Below are 14,603 nucleotides of genomic sequence, written 5' to 3' on the forward strand. Positions count from 1 at the left end.
CGCGACACTCGGGCGGCAGGAGACGAGCATGAGCGGAGGAGACCAGGCCGGCTTGCCGGCGAGCCCCTTTTTTGCCACACCGCAGACGCGTGTCGCGCTCGCACGCCAGCGCTTCTTCGAGGAGGGCGTGCGGCCGTCGGGCATCGTGGCCGAGGCGGTGATCCAGTCGTGGGCGCGCTGCCTTCGCCTGCATCCGGATCCGTCGCGGGAAGCCGTCTTCCAGCCGGTGACGGTGAGCCGGATGCACTCGGCGCTGCGCGGCAGCCGGCAGCTGCTCGAAGCGGCGAAGGAAGAGCTCGCCTTGCTGCAAGCCACCCTGGCGGGCACCTGCAGCACCGCCATGCTCACCGATGCGCTGGGCGTGGTCGTGAGCACCACGTATGCGCCGGGCAGCCCGCACGAGCGCGTGATGCCGCTCGCCTCGCGCGTCGGCGTCAACCTGGCCGAGGAGCTCGTCGGCACCACGGCGCCGGGCATCGTCGCGCGCACCGGGCAGCCGAGCATCGTGCTGGGCGGCGAGCACTTCTTCGGCAACGTCACGAGCATGTACTGCGCGGCGGCCCCCATCCGCGACATTCGCGGACGTGTGGCCGGCGTGCTCGACCTGTCCAACGAACACCTGCCGTTCAGCTTCGATGCCGCCTCCATCGTCGCGCTCTACGCGGCCGCGATCGAGGGCCGGCTGCTCTGTGCGCAATCGACCGATCACCTGGTGATCCGGCTGCAGATCACGCCGCCCCTGCTCGACACGCCCATGGTCGGCCTGGTCGGCATCGGGCGCGACGGCCGGCTCGACTGGGTCAATGCCGCCGCCGCGCGGCTGATGGGCGTGCCGGTGACCCTCCCGCAGGGCGCGGGCCCGCTGGCCGACGACGTGTTCGGCCTGTCGGTGGATGCCCTCGCGTCGCTCTCGCTGTCAGGCGAGGCCGCCCCGCTGCGACTGCCGAACGGCCTGGCGGTGTGGGTCCGCAGCCGGGTGCAGGCGCGCGACGGGCGCCGCGGCCTTCACCAGGTGGCCTGCGACGCGATGCCGCAGGACATGCCCGCCCGCGCGGCGGTGGCGGCGCCGCCGCCCGGGCCGCCGACCCTGCGCGACAACGACCGCGACCTGGTCGCACGGACGGTCGAGGGATGCGGGGGCAACATCTCCGAGGCGGCCCGCCTGCTGGGGGTGTCGCGGGGCCTGGTGTACCGCCGGCTGCGGCGGGAGTAGGAAGCGGCTGACATCCGAACGTGGTGTCGGGCGACTTCCGCCGACCCGAGACCCACGTACGCTGCTTGCACATCGAGGCATGTCCGCCTCGAGCTACCGAGGAGCAAAGGAGCAGTCATGAACTTCATCATTTGGCTAGTCGTGGGTGGGTTGATCGGTTGGGTCGCGAGCATGCTGATGCGCACGGACGGTCAGCAAGGGATCATCCTGAACGTCATCGTCGGCATCGTCGGCGCATTCCTGGGAGGCTGGCTGCTGGCGCCGATGTTTGGCACCGGGACCATCAACCAGAACGACTTCAGCGTCAGCGGGCTGGTCGTCTCCCTTCTGGGGGCGGTGATCCTGCTGGCCATCGTGAACCTGTTCAAGCGCGGCCGGGTCCGCTGACCCCGCGGCTTCGGCCGCCTGCCGTGCCGGCCCGCCGGCCGGCACCCTGAGCCCCGTGCGACGCCGTCGCGCGGGGCTTCGTCTTTTTCTGGCGAGCTCTCACCGGCGCGCGGCGGCGTGAGCGCATGGTGATGCGGGCAATGGCCACTACCATCGGCCCGCCATGACCCAACCGACGAGATGCGCCGCGCGCGCGGCCGCCCTGGTGGCACTGCTGCAGATCGGACAGCCCGCGTCGGCTCAGGACGCGCCGCGCGCGCCACGCGTCGGTCTTGCGTTGTCCGGCGGCGGAGCTCGCGGCGCCGCGCACGTCGGCGTGCTGAAGGTGCTGGAGGAATTGCGCGTGCCGGTGCATTGCGTCGCGGGCACCAGCATGGGCGCGGTCGTCGGCGGCGGCTTCGCTGCCGGCAACACGCCGCAGGCCATGCAGCAGCTCATCGAGCAGACCGACTGGACCGACGTGTTCAGCGACCACCCCCCGCGCGGCGAGCTGTCGATTCGCCGCAAGGCCGACGACTACAAGGGCCTGTTCGCCCCCGAGTTCGGCCTGCGCGACGGCGGGATCCAGCTGCCCAGGGGCGTGGTGGCCGGCGTCACGATCGAGTCTTTCCTGCGCCGACTGGCGGCGCCCGCCGGCGGACAGAGCGACTTCGCCCGGCTGCCGATTCCCTATCGCGCGGTGGCTGCCGACATCGAGACCGGGCGCGAAGTGGTGTTGGCGACCGGCAGCCTGATGCAGGCGATGCGCGCCAGCATGGCCATTCCGGGTGCCGTGTCGCCGGTGGAGGTCGACGGACGCATGCTGGTGGACGGCGGTATCGCCAACAACCTGCCGATCGAAGTGCTGCGCCGCTCGTGCGCGGATGTGGTCATCGCGGTCAATGTCGGCACGCCGGTGCTCCGGCGCGAGAACATCACCTCCGCCCTCAGCATCGTCGGCCAGCTCGTCAACCTGCTCGGCAAGGACAGTGTCGATCGCCAGGTCGCGACGCTGACCGATCGCGACGTGCTCATCACGCCGGACCTCGCGGACATCTCCGCCGGCAGCTTCGAGCGCCAGTCCGAGGCGATCCGCATCGGCGAGCGCGCGGCGCGCGAGGCCGCGCAGGCGCTGCAGCGCTACAGCGTGCCGGAGCGCGAGTACGCCGAGCTGCGGCGGCTGCAGACCGGCGGCTCGCCAGCGCTGGGAACGGTGGATGCGATCCGCTTCGAAGGCCTGTCGCGCACCAATCCCGAGGTGCTGGCGAACCTGATGGAGTCCAAGCCCGGCGAGCCGCTGGACGAGGCGCGCCTGGCCGCCGATTTGCGGCGTGTCTTCGGCCGCGGCGACTTCGAAGCCGTGGACTACCGCATCGAGTCGGTGCCCGCCGGCCGCACGCTGGTGATCCCGGTGCGCGAGAAATCCACCGGCCCGGGCTACCTGCGCTTCGGACTCGGGCTGGCCTCCGATTTCCGCGATGAAGCGCTGTTCGACCTCAGGCTCAGCTATCGGCGCACCTGGATCAACCGCGCCGGCGGCGAATGGCTGGCCGAAGCGCAGATCGGCCGCACCAACGGCGTCTTCACCGAGTTCTACCAGCCGCTCGAACGCGGCGGGCGCTTCTTCGTGGCGCCCTACCTGCAGGGCGCGCAGGGGACGCGGGCGATCTATCAGGGCGAAGACCGCATCGCCGAATACCAGGTCAGCGAGTGGCGCGCCGGCGTGGACTTCGGCATCGCGTTCGGCACCTGGGGCGAGCTGCGCGGCGGCCCGCTGGTGAAGCTGGTGAACGCGGACGTGTCGACCGGCGCGCCTGTCCTTCCCAGCCTGGACACGCGCATCGCCGGCGTGCGGCTCCAGCTCTTCGGCGATCGCCATGACTTCGCGTGGTTTCCGAGATCCGGGCACCGGACCAACGTGAGCGCGTTCTTCAGCACCGACGTCTCCGGGTCCCAGGACCAGTACCGCAGGGTCGATGCCTCATGGTCCATGGCGCACAGCCTCGGGCCGTACACGCTCGCCTCGGCGGTGGCCGGCGGCGGCGGGCTGGGCACGAGGCTGCCGGCGCACGAGGCGTTCAGCCTCGGCGGCCCGTTCCGCCTGTCCGGCTACCGCATCGGCCAGTTCAGCGGCGAGCGCTTCGGCCTCGGCGTGCTGCGCTTCTACGACCGCGCGCTGCGCCTGCCGACGCTGCTGGGCTCCGGTACCTACGTCGGCGCATCGGGCGAGGTGGGACGCGTCGATCGTGTCTTCGGCGGCCCCGCCACCACGGGCACCTTGTGGTCGGGGTCGGTGTTCGTGGCGGCAGAGACCTTCCTCGGGCCGGCCTTCTTCGGGTTCGGATTCGCGGCGAGCGGGCACCGGTCGCTGTACCTGCTGCTGGGGGTGCCCTGAGGTTGCCCTACAACGACAGCAGGCGCTGGAAGAACGAGCGATACCGCTGCAGCGCCAGCCGCAGGTTCTCCGTCGATCCCTTGTCCGTCTGCCCCAGCTCCTGCTCGAGCCGGCTGCGCTCGTTGGAGAAGGTCTCCGCCAGGCTCTTCATCACCTGCGCCACCAGCTCGTCGGCGTCGCGCACCGCCTTGCGCGGATCGTCGACGAAGGCGATCTGGACCTCGTTCCAGCGTGAGCGGAAGCCGTCGGCCGCGTCGGCAGCGAACAGCGCCGCCAGCGCTTGCGTGTCGCGCGCATCGTCCGCGACCGGCGTTTCAGGCTGACGCTCGGGGGCCTGCGAGGCGGCCGCCAGATCGGCCGTGCTCAATGCTCTTTCCTGCTGCTGCGCGCTCATCATGTTTTCTCCATCGGTTGGACGGCCATGGTCTCGTTGACTTCGAGCAGGTCGTCGAATAGCGCGCGGTAGTGCACGACTGCCTTGCGCAAGGCTTCGGTGTCGGCCTCGTCGCGCTGATTGCGCGCGACGATGTCCTGTGCCAGCCGGTAGTGCTCGACCACGCCGGGATGGTCCACCGAGATGTCGGCGGCGCGGCTCTCGAAGTCGCCGACCGGGTAGCCGCGCTTGCCCATCAGCTCGCGCACCAGCACGTCGGCCTCGATCACCGCACCCTTGGGATCGTCGACGAAGCGTGCCTGCAGCGTCTTCCACGCCTGGCTGAAGCGGGTTGCATCCGCGGGCGCCAGCGGGACGATGTTGAGCTTGCCGACGCGCTTCTCGCGCATCCGAAGCTCGGCCTCGGCCTTGGCCCGGCTGCCCAGCTCGTCGACGGCGCGCGTGTACTCCGCCCCGTAATGCTGTTCGAGCCGATGCGATTGATTGCGTTGATACGCCAGCCAACCCGCGACGCCGATCAATGCCAGCAGCACCACCGTCACCAGCACATTGACTGTCTGTGCGTCCATCGTTGCCATGCCACACCTCCTGGACGAAACAAGGTCGGCCCGGCGAACGGCCGCCGGGTGCGTGATGCCCACTCTACGAGCGGCGAGCGGTGCCCGCTATCGGACGACGAGCCGGGGGCGGCGGCCCGTGTCCGATGGGGCTGTAGGACGCGTCCCGCACGACGAGCGATCCGCCTTCAGGACGCCTTCGGCGGCATCTCCGGCTCCGCCGCCGACGTCTGCTCCGCCGCGAGCCGCTCGGCCGGCGCCATGGTCGCAGCCGACACCGGCCCTTGGCCTTCGCGCCGCACCTTGGGCAGCATCTCGCCCATCCACTGCGTGAGCAGTGCCGTGTAGGCCCGCTGGCTGGTGTCGTCGGTGAGCCCGTGGTCGGCGCCCTCGATGCAGCGGTAGGTCAGCGAGCGGGCCTTCAGGCAGGCCTCGCGGTAGCTCGTGACGACCGTGTGCGGGATGACGTCGTCGCGCTCCGACTGGACGATCAGCACGTCGCCCTGGAAGTCGGCGCAGGCGCGCAGCGCGCGGTTGGTGTCGGCCGGCACGAAGCTGCGCCGGTAGGTGCGCAGGTCCTGGTCCTTGTGCAACTGCAGCTTGGGCAGCTCCCAGCCGGTGTCGATGTACAGCGCCGGGGCGCGCAGCGCCAGCCACCTCACCGCGCGCTGCGTCGTCAGGATGGCGCCGAGATAGCCGCCGTAGCTGCTGCCCACCACCGCGATCGCCGAGCGGTCGACGTGCGGATGGCCGGCCAGCAGGTCGTAGGCGGCGAGGGCGTCGCGCAGGTTGCTCTCGCGCGATACCGTCTCCCGCTGGCGCTGCGTGCCGGCATGCCCGCGCAGGTCGAAGGTCAGGCACACGCATCCCAGCGCGGCGATCTCTCGCGCGCGCGCCAGGTACTGCTCCTGGCAGCCGCCCCAGCCGTGGACGAACAGCACGCCGGGAATGCGCGTTCCGGGCGTCACCAGCGTGCCCTGGATGGGCTCGGAGTCGACACGGATGTCAATCTTCTCTTCGCGCGTGGCCATGGGGATGAACCTGTGCGTATTTCGTGATCGGGCCGACATGCGGGTCGTCGCCCTGGAAGTACAGGGTCGCCCCCGGCGGCACCACTGCCTGGGGCCCGTGGACCTCGGTGGTGGAAGCGTTCACCGATTCGAGCGACGCATCGTCGACCAGCGCCTGCAGCGCAGCGACCTCGGCACCGCTCGCCCCGCCGATGCGCCACGACGACTCCAGCACGCCCGCGAGTGCGCGGCCTTGCGCATCGTGGCCGCGCACCACGTCGTAGTTGGCGCGCGAGGCATACATGCCGGCGTAGCACTCCAGCGCGGCGGCGTGGTAGCTGCGTGCCAGCGCGATGGCCCAGCGCAGGTCCGCATCGCCGGCGGCGGCCCGCTCCAGCGCGTCGAAGCCGCCGCGCACGACGGTGAGCTCGCTGCCGCCGTACACCTCCTCGCCATGCCGGTTGAGGGTGTTGTGCTGGCTGCCGAAGTAGCTGGCGACCAGGCTTCCCACGTGCAGCAGGCCGATGCTGTAGGTGCGGACCTCGCTCAGGTTGCGTTCGAGCACGACGCCGTGGGCTTGCAGCGCGGCCTGGTCCAGCGACGCGAGCTGCTCGTCAAGCTGCTGCGGCGTCCTGGCGATCGATTGCCCGGCGCCGCCGGTGCCCATCGCGGCCTTGAGGCGCACCGGTCCTTCCTCCAGGAGGCGCCGGCCCGCGGCTTGCGCGTCATCGAGCGAAAAGGCGGAATAGCCGGGCAGCACCGCGTTCGCCACACGCTCGGCGAACTCGCGGCGCCAGCCGGCCGGGGCCGGCGCGTCCGGGTGCAGCAGGCCGTGCGTGATCACCTTGGTCGCGATGAAAGGCAACGGCACCACGCCGCCGAAGAGGTCCAGCCGGCCCCGGATGCCCAGGCGCTGCGCCTGCTCCAGCGAGACCAGCGTGTCGTTGGGCACCGCGTAGCCGATCGGTCCTGTCGCCGCCGGGTCCGCGTCGCCCGCATAGCGGCATCCCAGCAGCGTGGCCAGGCGCTCGGCGACGCCTCGCTGCGTCGCGAGCTCGTGATCGCGTGCATCGCGGCGACAGGCCACGAAGCAGACGTGCCGGTGCGGAGTCAGTGCGGCCATTGCCGGGGAGCGGCAATGCGCATGCCCGTCGAGCCCTGCGATCAAGGCATGGCGATTGCCCTGCACGGAAACCCGGGGCCTGGTCGGGCCTCCTCCGTTCGCACGCATGAGGATTCCATGCCGACGCTGATCGTCTTTTCTCACCTGCGCTGGGACTTCGTCTACCAGCGACCGCAGCACATTCTTTCGCGGCTGGCGAAGCACTTCGACGTGTGCTTCGTCGAGGAGCCTGTCGCGACCGACGGCGACCCATGGGTGGAGACGTCCCAGGCAGCGCCGGGCGTCACGCTGCTGAGGCCGCACACGCCGGTGGCCGCCCCCGGCTTTCACGACGACCAGCTGCCGGTGCTGAAGCTGCTGCTGTCCAACCACCTTCGCGACAGAAAAATCGACGACTGCATCGCCTGGTTCTACACACCGATGGCGCTGCCGATGCTGTCGCTGCTGTCGCCCCGCGCGGTGGTCTACGACTGCATGGACGAGCTCTCGGCGTTCAAGCATGCCCCGCCGCAGCTGCGCCAGCGTGAGCTGGCGCTGATGAAGGTGGCAGACCTCGTGTTCACCGGCGGCCCCAGCCTCTACGAAGCCAAGCGCCGCCTGCACCCGCGCGTCGTGTGCCTGCCGAGCGCCGTGGACACCGCGCACTACGCGCCTGGACGGGCCGCCGCGCAGGCCGACGCGGTCACGCAGGCGCGGCGCATCCACGACGGCATCGGGCGGCCGCGCCTGGGCTTCTTCGGCGTCATCGACGAGCGCCTCGACATCGACCTGGTCGCCGCGATCGCGGACGCCGAGGCATCATGGCAGGTCGTCATGGTGGGCCCGGTCGTCAAGATCGACCCGACGGCCCTGCCGCGCCGGGCCAACATCCATTGGCTGGGCCAGCAGCCCTACGACGTGCTGCCGCAGCTGGTCGCCGACTGGGACGTCTGCCTGCTGCCCTTCGCGCTCAACGAGTCGACGCGCTACATCAGCCCGACCAAGACGCTGGAGTACATGGCCGCGCACAAGCCGGTGGTCAGCACTGCGGTGCACGACGTGGTCGCGATGTACGGCGACGTCGTGGGCATCGGCCATGGCCCGCAGGGCTTCGTGGATCGATGCCGCGCGGCGCTGGCCGAGAGCGCCGCGCAGCGCGGGCAGCGGATCGAACGAATGAACGCCGTGGTGGCCGAGCACACCTGGGATCGCGCCGTCGAGCAGGTGAGGGCCGCCCTGGAGCAGGTGCTGGCCGCCGCACCGCATGCGGGCGAGATCGGCGCGTCGCACGCCCCGCCGGGGGCGCAGCGGCCCGCAAGTGGGAACCTGCTGCTCGCGCCGCCGCAGCCGGCACCGACGTCCATCAAGGCGGCCTGAAGCTTGGAATTCGCCTATCCGCGTCCTCAGCTGCGGCGTCGCGACTGGACTTCGCTGAACGGCCGCTGGCGCTTCCTGTTCGACGACGAGCGGCGCATCGCACGGCCGGATCAGATCCGCGACTGGCCGCTGGAGATCACCGTGCCGTTCGCGCCCGAGTCGCGGGCCAGCGGCATCGGCGACGGGGGCTTTCACGCCGCCTGCTGGTACGAGCGCGAGTTCGACTGTGCGCCCGGCGACGACCGCGTCGTACTTCGCTTCGGCGCCGTCGACTACAGCGCGAAGGTGTGGGTCAACGGACTGCTGGCGGCGACCCACGAAGGCGGGCACACGCCGTTTGCCGCCGACATCACCGACCTGCTCGACGGTTCGGGGCGGCAGACCGTCACCGTGGCCGTGGAGGACGATCCGCACGACCTCGCCAAGCCGCGCGGCAAGCAGGACTGGCAGCGAGAGCCGCATTCGATCTGGTACCCGCGCACCACCGGCATCTGGCAGACGGTGTGGTACGAGCGCGTGAGCCGCACGTACGTCTCCAAGGTCCGCTGGACGCCGCAGGTGGAGGGCTTCGCGATCGGCTTCGAGGCGCGCATCGCGGGCGACGCCGCCGAGGACCTGTGGATCGAGACCTGCGTGCGGCACGGCGAGCGCGTGCTCGCGCATGACCGCTACCACGTCGTCGATCGCGAGGTGGACCGCTTCATCGTGCTGTCGGATCCCGGCATCGACGACTTTCGCAACGAGCTGCTGTGGAGCCCCGAGCGGCCGACGCTGCTGGACGCGTCGGTCAAGCTGTATCGCGGCGCGGAGCTGATCGATGCGTTCGACTCGTACACCGCGCTGCGCTCGGTGAACGTGCTGCGCGACCGCTTCATGCTCAACGGCCGTCCCTACCTGCTGCGCATGGTGCTGGACCAGGGCTACTGGCCCGACACGTTGATGACCGCGCCGGGCGACGACGCGCTGCGCAGGGATGTCGAGCTGGTCAAGGCGATGGGCTTCAATGGCGTGCGCAAGCACCAGAAGATCGAGGACCCGCGCTACCTCTACTGGGCCGACCGCCTGGGACTGGTGGTGTGGGAGGAGATGCCGTCGGCCTACCGGTTCACGCGCACTGCCATCCGCCGCACCGTGCGCGAATGGACCGAAGCCATCGAACGCGACTACAGCCATCCGTGCGTCATCGTGTGGGTGCCCTTCAACGAAAGCTGGGGGGTTCCCGAGCTGACCGCCGTCGGCAAGCACCGGCATGCGGTGGAAGCGCTGTACCACCTCACCCGCACGCTCGACGCGACGCGGCCGGTGATCGGCAACGACGGCTGGGAGAGCAGCGCCACCGACATCATCGGCATCCACGACTACGACGCCAACACCGAGCACATGCGCCAGCGCTACGGCGCCGAGGTCAAGGCCGAGCAGCTGTTCGACCGGCGCAGGCCGGGCGGCCGCATCCTCACGCTGGATGGCTATCCGCACCGCGGGCAGCCGATCATGCTCACCGAGTTCGGGGGCATCGCCTACGCGAAGTGCCCGCAGCCCGGCGTGCGCCAGACCTGGGGCTACACGGTGGCCGACAGCGAGGCGCAGTTCCAGGCGATGTTCGGCGAGCTGATGCACACGGTGATCCACACCGCGTTGTTCTCGGGCTTCTGCTACACGCAGTTCTCCGACACGTTCCAGGAGGCCAACGGCCTGCTCTGCGCCGATCGCACGCCGAAGATTCCGCTGGAGGAGATCGCGCGCGTGACCAGGGTGTCGCGCACGCACATTCCGGGTGGGGTGTAGGTCAGGGCCTCGATCGTCTCCCTCTCTCGCGTACGCTCCTATGCGACGCGCCTCATGCCCGCGTCCTGCTCGCCGCCATCCTCCTGCGGCAGCACATCCTCCCCCACGTCGATCACGTAGCGCCGAAGGGCATCGTCCAGTGGCGGCATGACTTGCCCGCGTTCGCTGGCGAGCACGGCCTGCCGGGGGCGCCGCGCCACCTGTCCCAGGGTCTCGCCGCGCACGGCATCGATGCCCTCGGTGCCGAGGCCTGCAGCGCGGGCGGCCATCGTGGCCAGCTCGAACCAGCTCGCCGCGCCGCGATTGGCCAGATGCCAGATGCCGCTCTCGCCGTCGAGCAGCAGATCCAGCGAGGCCATGACGAGATCGCGCACATAGGTCGGCGACACCTCCTGGTCGACAGCCGCCGGCCAGCGCGCCCCGCCGCGAAGGGCGTGCAGCCCCTGCGTGACGAAGTTGTGCCGGTCCCAGGGCCCGAAGAAGGCCGCGGTGCGCACCACCAGCGCGTCGGGCGCATGGGCCAGCACGCGCCGCTCGGCCTCGGCCTTGGCCTCGCCGTACGCGTTGAGCGGACAGGGCTCGTCGCGCTCGACGTACGGCCCGGCCTTGGCGCCGTCGAACACCAGGTCGCTCGAATAGGTCACCAGCCGCAGCGCGTGACCGGCGCATGCCTGCGCGAGCAGCGCCGGGCCCAGCACGTTCTCGCGCCACTGCGTGGGCTGCTGGCGCTCGGCGTCGTCGACGCGCACGAAGCCCGCCGCATTGATGACGGCCCAGGGCTTCCAGCGGCGGAGTGCGGCTTCGATGGACCGCGGCTCGGCGATGTCGAGATCGGCCCGGCCGAGCAAAACATACGGCAAGCCCCGCATGTGGCAGAGATGGGCGTAGGCCCGGCCCAGCGTGCCGCGTCCGCCGGTGATCAACAGCGGGCGGCCGTCCATCGCGATCGACAGGGGCGCGCCGTGCGTCGGATAGAGATGGCGGATGCGGCGCTGCCACCATCCACTGCCGGCCAGCACCGGATGGTCGGGCTCCTTGCCCTGCGCGAGCTGCGTCGCCAGCTGGGCCAGTGCAGTGCGGCGCGGCGCGCCGCCGCGCACATCCCATAGCCCGGCTTCATAGCGGCCGCTGCGCTGTGTCACCAGGCTGTCCCAGTCGACCGTGCCGAAGGCCGCCCAGGCGGTGACGGCGCGGATGTCGGCACCTTCGGCGCGCACGCGGTGCGCGGCCTGCCACGCCTGGTGCAGCCAGCGCATCTGCTCCTCTCGCGTGCACCCCAGGTGCACCTCGGTCAATGCGAGAGGCCGGCGATAGCGCTGCCAGGCTTCGAGCAGGCGTGCATCGAAGCCGCCGGTCTGGGACCCGTGCACGCGCACCGTCTCGACGTCGACGTAGCGATGGCGCCGGTTGCCGCCGTGCAGGCGCGCCGGATAGTGGCGCAGGCGGTTGTCGAGGAAGCGCTCGCTGGTGACATAGCAGTTGATGCCGATCACGTCGGGCGGGCAGGGTGCGTCGACGAGCGCGACCAGCTCGGCTTCGCTGGCGCCGTGGCGGCGCAGGTAGCGCCACAGACGATGTCGGCGGTCGACGCGGCCCTCGAGCAGATCGAACGCGAGCCAGCGCCGCTCGTTCTCGAAGTCCGCCTGGTACTGCAGGCGCGGAACGGCGCGCGTGTAGCCCAGGTCATCCGTCTGCACGAGGCGGGCTGCCGGTTGCACGGCGCGAATCGCCCGCATTGCCGACACCGTCGCCTGCACCTGGTTCAGCACCGCACGGACGAAGCTGCGGTCATCCGCGCGATGCGGATGCCACACGCCGTAGAGGCCGCCGAAGCGTGCGGTGGTCAGCGGCTCGTTCACCGGCGTGTAGGCATCGAGCTGCGGATAGCGCCGCGCCACGCAGCCGGCGTAGTGCGCGAGATGCGAGGCGAACGCGGGATCGAGCAGGTGCGTGCTCATCGGGCCGCTGCCGTGATGCAGCAGGCCCGCGATGCATGACATGCCGAGCTCGCGCATGCGCGCCAGCCGTGCATCGGCCCAGCGCCAGTCGTGATGCTGGAGGCCGTCGGCGGCCGTGCGCTCCCACAGCAGCGGAAAGCGCAGGGTGCGGATGCCGAGGCTCGCCAGGCGGTCGAGGTCATCCAGGCGCTGCGCGAAGCCGGTCTCTTCGAGCTGGTCGCGCACGACGTCCCGCACCCGATTGACGGTGCACTCGGGCCCCGCCCACAGTTCGAGGGCGGCCATGTCAGGCTGCAGCGGTGCTGTCGAGAACCGCCTTGCCCAGTGCCGGCTCCACGCCGTTCGTGTGCCGCTTGCTGAGCCGCTTGAACGTGGCAAGCGCCTGCCCGACGACCTGGTCCATGTTGTAGTAGCGGTAGGTCGCCAGGCGGCCGACGAAGGTCACGTTGGTCAGCGCCTCGGCATCGGCTTCGTAGCGGCGGTAGAGCGCGGCGTTTTCCGGCCGCGGCACGGGGTAGTACGGGTCGCCGTCGGCGCAGGGGTACTCGTACACCACCGATGTTGTGGGGTGCCGCTGTCCGGTGAGGTGCTTGAACTCGGTGATGCGGGTATAGCCGTAGTCGTTCGGAAAGTTGACCGTGCCCACGGGCTGAAACTGCTCGCGCAGCAGGTTGCGGTGCTCGAATCGGATGCTGCGATAGGGCAGCTTGCCGTAGCGGCAGTTGAAGAAGGTGTCCACCGGGCCGGTGTAGATCATGTGCTGCCACGGCAGCGCGTCCACCACCTCGCGGTAGTCGGTGTTGAGCATCACCTTGATCTTCGGATGATCGAGCATGCGCTCGAACATGCGGGTGTAGCCGTGCAGCGGCATCGCCTGGTAGGTGTCGGTGAAGTAGCGGTCGTCGCGGTTGGTGCGCGTGGGCACCCGCGCGGCCACGCTGGCGTCGAGCTCGGATGGGTCGAGCGCCCACTGCTTGCGCGTGTAGCCTCGAAAGAACTTGTTATACAGGTCACGTCCCACCTTACTCACGACAACGTCCTCGGACGTGCGGATGAGGTCCTTCTTCTCCACCACCGACGCCAGCCAGGCTTCCATCTCGAACGACGTCAGGTTCAGGCCGTAGAGGCGGTTCACCGTGTCGAGGTTGATCGGCATCGGTACGAGTTGCCCGTCGACGCTGGCCAGCACGCGATGCTGGTAGGGGCGCCACTGGGTGAACTGCGACAGGTATTCGAAGATCTCGGACGAGTTGGTGTGGAAGATGTGCGGTCCGTACGGATGGATCAGCACGCCGTCGTCGTCGTAGCGGTCGTACGCGTTGCCGCCGATGTGCTGGCGCTTTTCGACCACCAGCACCCTCTGCCCCAGTCCGCGCGCCAGGCGCTCGGCCAGCACACTGCCGGCGAAGCCCGCGCCGACGATCAGATAGTCGAAGCCCTGTCGCCCGGCCAGCGCCGCCGAAGCGGCCAAGTCGAGACTGTCGCTGCGTTTGTCCATGCCCTCTCCGTTGAGCGAGTCGCGCGGCGGTCGCGGACTCGGTTCAGCTTGGGGGCAAGCGGTGTTCCCAACGGTGTCGATCGCAACTTGGGGAATCTACGGGGGGTGCGGCCAGCGGACCTGGCTCCCTCTCCATAGCCCTCTCCCGCGAGCGGGAGAGGGCGTGGCGTCAGGATTTGCAGCGGTGGGGCCGGGATGAGGATGCTGCGCCTAGTTTCTTTCCACCGAGTGAATGGCCCCGTCGTTGCGCAGCGCCTGCACCTCGGCCATCGGCAGCGACAGGGTTCTCGGCGCGAAGTAGTCCGACGACGACACCTTGCCGCGGCTGATGTCCTTGGTCGCGCCCGCGGCCTTGCTGTAGGTGACGGTGGGAACGTCGAATTCGATTTCGCTGCCGTGCACGCTCTTGACCCGCATGACGCCGTACATCAGCGACGACTCGGGATTCTTGAGGAGCTTGGCGACGTTGACGACGTAGAGATCGTTCGCGCGCGGCGCGCCGAGCAGCTCGGCGGTGCGCGTGTTGCGCTGCTGCCCTTCGAACGAGGAGAACGCCACGACGACGGCGATCAGACCGACGAGCAGGGTCCAGCCGTAGCGCGACAGGAGCGGAATGGGATGGCGGGCGAGCTTGGGCTCGACCTCCTTCGCCTCGAGCTTGGATCCGCGGTGGCAGACGTCGCAGACCAGCATGTACTGCTTCTGGGTCACCCACTTGAACAGGTACCAGATGTGATGAACCTTGTACTGCAGCGCCAGCTTGAACGGCCGGTCGCGCTCGCACGTCGGGCAGTTGTGCGTGGCCTGAACGCCCAGGTCGGCGATCTCTCCCTTCGAACCCCAGATCAGCATGGGTGGCTCCCGAAATCGGTTGTTGGTTGTGAAGCGGCGAAACTAGCACGCGAGAGCCCCTGCGACGCGCGACAAATTGCGCACCAGTCGGCGATA

12 protein-coding genes are annotated in these 14,603 nt (G+C 69.8%); 5 read left to right on the forward strand and 7 right to left on the reverse strand.

Features of this window, described 5'->3' with window-relative positions; translation table 11 throughout:
- The first annotated feature begins 28 nt into the window (after positions 1-28).
- From P7V53_RS13840 to P7V53_RS13850, 3 genes are all read left to right on the forward strand, one after another.
- Positions 29-1,213 carry a helix-turn-helix domain-containing protein gene (locus P7V53_RS13840; protein WP_280156051.1) on the forward strand — a complete coding sequence of 395 codons (1,185 nt, stop codon included), beginning with the start codon at positions 29-31 and terminating at the stop codon, positions 1,211-1,213.
- A gap of 117 nt (positions 1,214-1,330) precedes the next feature.
- Positions 1,331-1,600 carry a GlsB/YeaQ/YmgE family stress response membrane protein gene (locus tag P7V53_RS13845; RefSeq protein WP_280156052.1) on the forward strand — a complete coding sequence of 90 codons (270 nt, stop codon included), beginning with the start codon at positions 1,331-1,333 and terminating at the stop codon, positions 1,598-1,600.
- A 163-nt stretch (positions 1,601-1,763) separates the two neighbouring features.
- Positions 1,764-3,974 (forward strand): patatin-like phospholipase family protein, encoded by a 2,211-nt coding sequence (locus P7V53_RS13850; protein ID WP_280156053.1) that lies wholly within the window; start codon positions 1,764-1,766, stop codon positions 3,972-3,974.
- A 7-nt stretch (positions 3,975-3,981) separates the two neighbouring features.
- Here the strand turns inward: P7V53_RS13850 and P7V53_RS13855 are convergent, their stop codons facing one another.
- From P7V53_RS13855 to P7V53_RS13870, 4 genes are all read right to left on the reverse strand, one after another.
- On the reverse strand, positions 3,982-4,371 hold the full coding sequence (locus tag P7V53_RS13855) for a hypothetical protein (protein ID WP_280156054.1): 390 nt from the start codon (positions 4,369-4,371) through the stop codon (positions 3,982-3,984).
- Complete coding sequence (locus tag P7V53_RS13860) at positions 4,368-4,946, reverse strand: hypothetical protein (RefSeq protein ID WP_280156055.1); 579 nt, start codon at positions 4,944-4,946, stop codon at positions 4,368-4,370. Before P7V53_RS13860 ends, P7V53_RS13855 begins: the two co-directional genes overlap by 4 nt.
- A 167-nt stretch (positions 4,947-5,113) precedes the next feature.
- A complete protein-coding gene (locus tag P7V53_RS13865) occupies positions 5,114-5,956 on the reverse strand; it encodes an alpha/beta fold hydrolase (RefSeq protein WP_280156056.1) in 843 nt (280 codons plus the stop codon).
- The gene (locus P7V53_RS13870; RefSeq protein WP_280156057.1) at positions 5,931-7,058 is read right to left on the reverse strand and encodes a DUF3182 family protein; all 1,128 of its coding nucleotides are present in this window, start codon (positions 7,056-7,058) and stop codon (positions 5,931-5,933) included. Before P7V53_RS13870 ends, P7V53_RS13865 begins: the two co-directional genes overlap by 26 nt.
- A 117-nt stretch (positions 7,059-7,175) precedes the next feature.
- Here P7V53_RS13870 and P7V53_RS13875 point away from each other — a divergent pair, with 117 nt between their 5' ends.
- On the forward strand, positions 7,176-8,414 hold the full coding sequence (locus tag P7V53_RS13875) for a glycosyltransferase (protein WP_280156058.1): 1,239 nt from the start codon (positions 7,176-7,178) through the stop codon (positions 8,412-8,414).
- A 3-nt stretch (positions 8,415-8,417) separates the two neighbouring features.
- Positions 8,418-10,199, forward strand: a complete 1,782-nt coding sequence (locus tag P7V53_RS13880; RefSeq protein ID WP_280156059.1) for a glycoside hydrolase family 2 TIM barrel-domain containing protein — start codon at positions 8,418-8,420, stop codon at positions 10,197-10,199.
- Between the two features lie 38 nt (positions 10,200-10,237).
- Here P7V53_RS13880 and P7V53_RS13885 read toward each other — a convergent pair whose 3' ends face one another.
- The 3 genes from P7V53_RS13885 to P7V53_RS13895 all read right to left on the reverse strand — a co-directional run bounded on the left by P7V53_RS13885 (position 10,238) and on the right by P7V53_RS13895 (position 14,507).
- Positions 10,238-12,442 carry an SDR family oxidoreductase gene (locus P7V53_RS13885; protein WP_280156060.1) on the reverse strand — a complete coding sequence of 735 codons (2,205 nt, stop codon included), beginning with the start codon at positions 12,440-12,442 and terminating at the stop codon, positions 10,238-10,240.
- Between the two features lies 1 nt (position 12,443).
- Entirely contained in the window at positions 12,444-13,655 is a 1,212-nt protein-coding gene (gene glf / locus P7V53_RS13890) for a UDP-galactopyranose mutase (RefSeq protein ID WP_280156061.1), read from the reverse strand.
- Between the two features lie 210 nt (positions 13,656-13,865).
- On the reverse strand, positions 13,866-14,507 hold the full coding sequence (locus tag P7V53_RS13895; protein ID WP_280156062.1) for a hypothetical protein: 642 nt from the start codon (positions 14,505-14,507) through the stop codon (positions 13,866-13,868).
- Positions 14,508-14,603: the final 96 nt, after the last annotated feature.

This window comes from Piscinibacter sp. XHJ-5 (genome assembly GCF_029855045.1).
In the GTDB taxonomy this organism is placed as follows: Bacteria; Pseudomonadota; Gammaproteobacteria; order Burkholderiales; family Burkholderiaceae_C; genus Albitalea.

Bases quoted from the DNA above. Each gene is read 5' to 3' on its own strand.
- glf (WP_280156061.1), bottom strand. From the start codon at position 13,655: ATGGACAAACGCAGCGACAGTCTCGACTTGGCCGCTTCGGCGGCGCTG.
- P7V53_RS13865 (WP_280156056.1), bottom strand. From the start codon at position 5,956: ATGGCCACGCGCGAAGAGAAGATTGACATCCGTGTCGACTCCGAGCCC.
- P7V53_RS13875 (WP_280156058.1), top strand. From the start codon at position 7,176: ATGCCGACGCTGATCGTCTTTTCTCACCTGCGCTGGGACTTCGTCTAC.
- P7V53_RS13860 (WP_280156055.1), bottom strand. From the start codon at position 4,946: ATGGCAACGATGGACGCACAGACAGTCAATGTGCTGGTGACGGTGGTG.
- P7V53_RS13895 (WP_280156062.1), bottom strand. From the start codon at position 14,507: ATGCTGATCTGGGGTTCGAAGGGAGAGATCGCCGACCTGGGCGTTCAG.
- P7V53_RS13885 (WP_280156060.1), bottom strand. From the start codon at position 12,442: ATGGCCGCCCTCGAACTGTGGGCGGGGCCCGAGTGCACCGTCAATCGG.
- P7V53_RS13845 (WP_280156052.1), top strand. From the start codon at position 1,331: ATGAACTTCATCATTTGGCTAGTCGTGGGTGGGTTGATCGGTTGGGTC.
- P7V53_RS13870 (WP_280156057.1), bottom strand. From the start codon at position 7,058: ATGGCCGCACTGACTCCGCACCGGCACGTCTGCTTCGTGGCCTGTCGC.
- P7V53_RS13855 (WP_280156054.1), bottom strand. From the start codon at position 4,371: ATGATGAGCGCGCAGCAGCAGGAAAGAGCATTGAGCACGGCCGATCTG.
- P7V53_RS13840 (WP_280156051.1), top strand. From the start codon at position 29: ATGAGCGGAGGAGACCAGGCCGGCTTGCCGGCGAGCCCCTTTTTTGCC.
- P7V53_RS13850 (WP_280156053.1), top strand. From the start codon at position 1,764: ATGACCCAACCGACGAGATGCGCCGCGCGCGCGGCCGCCCTGGTGGCA.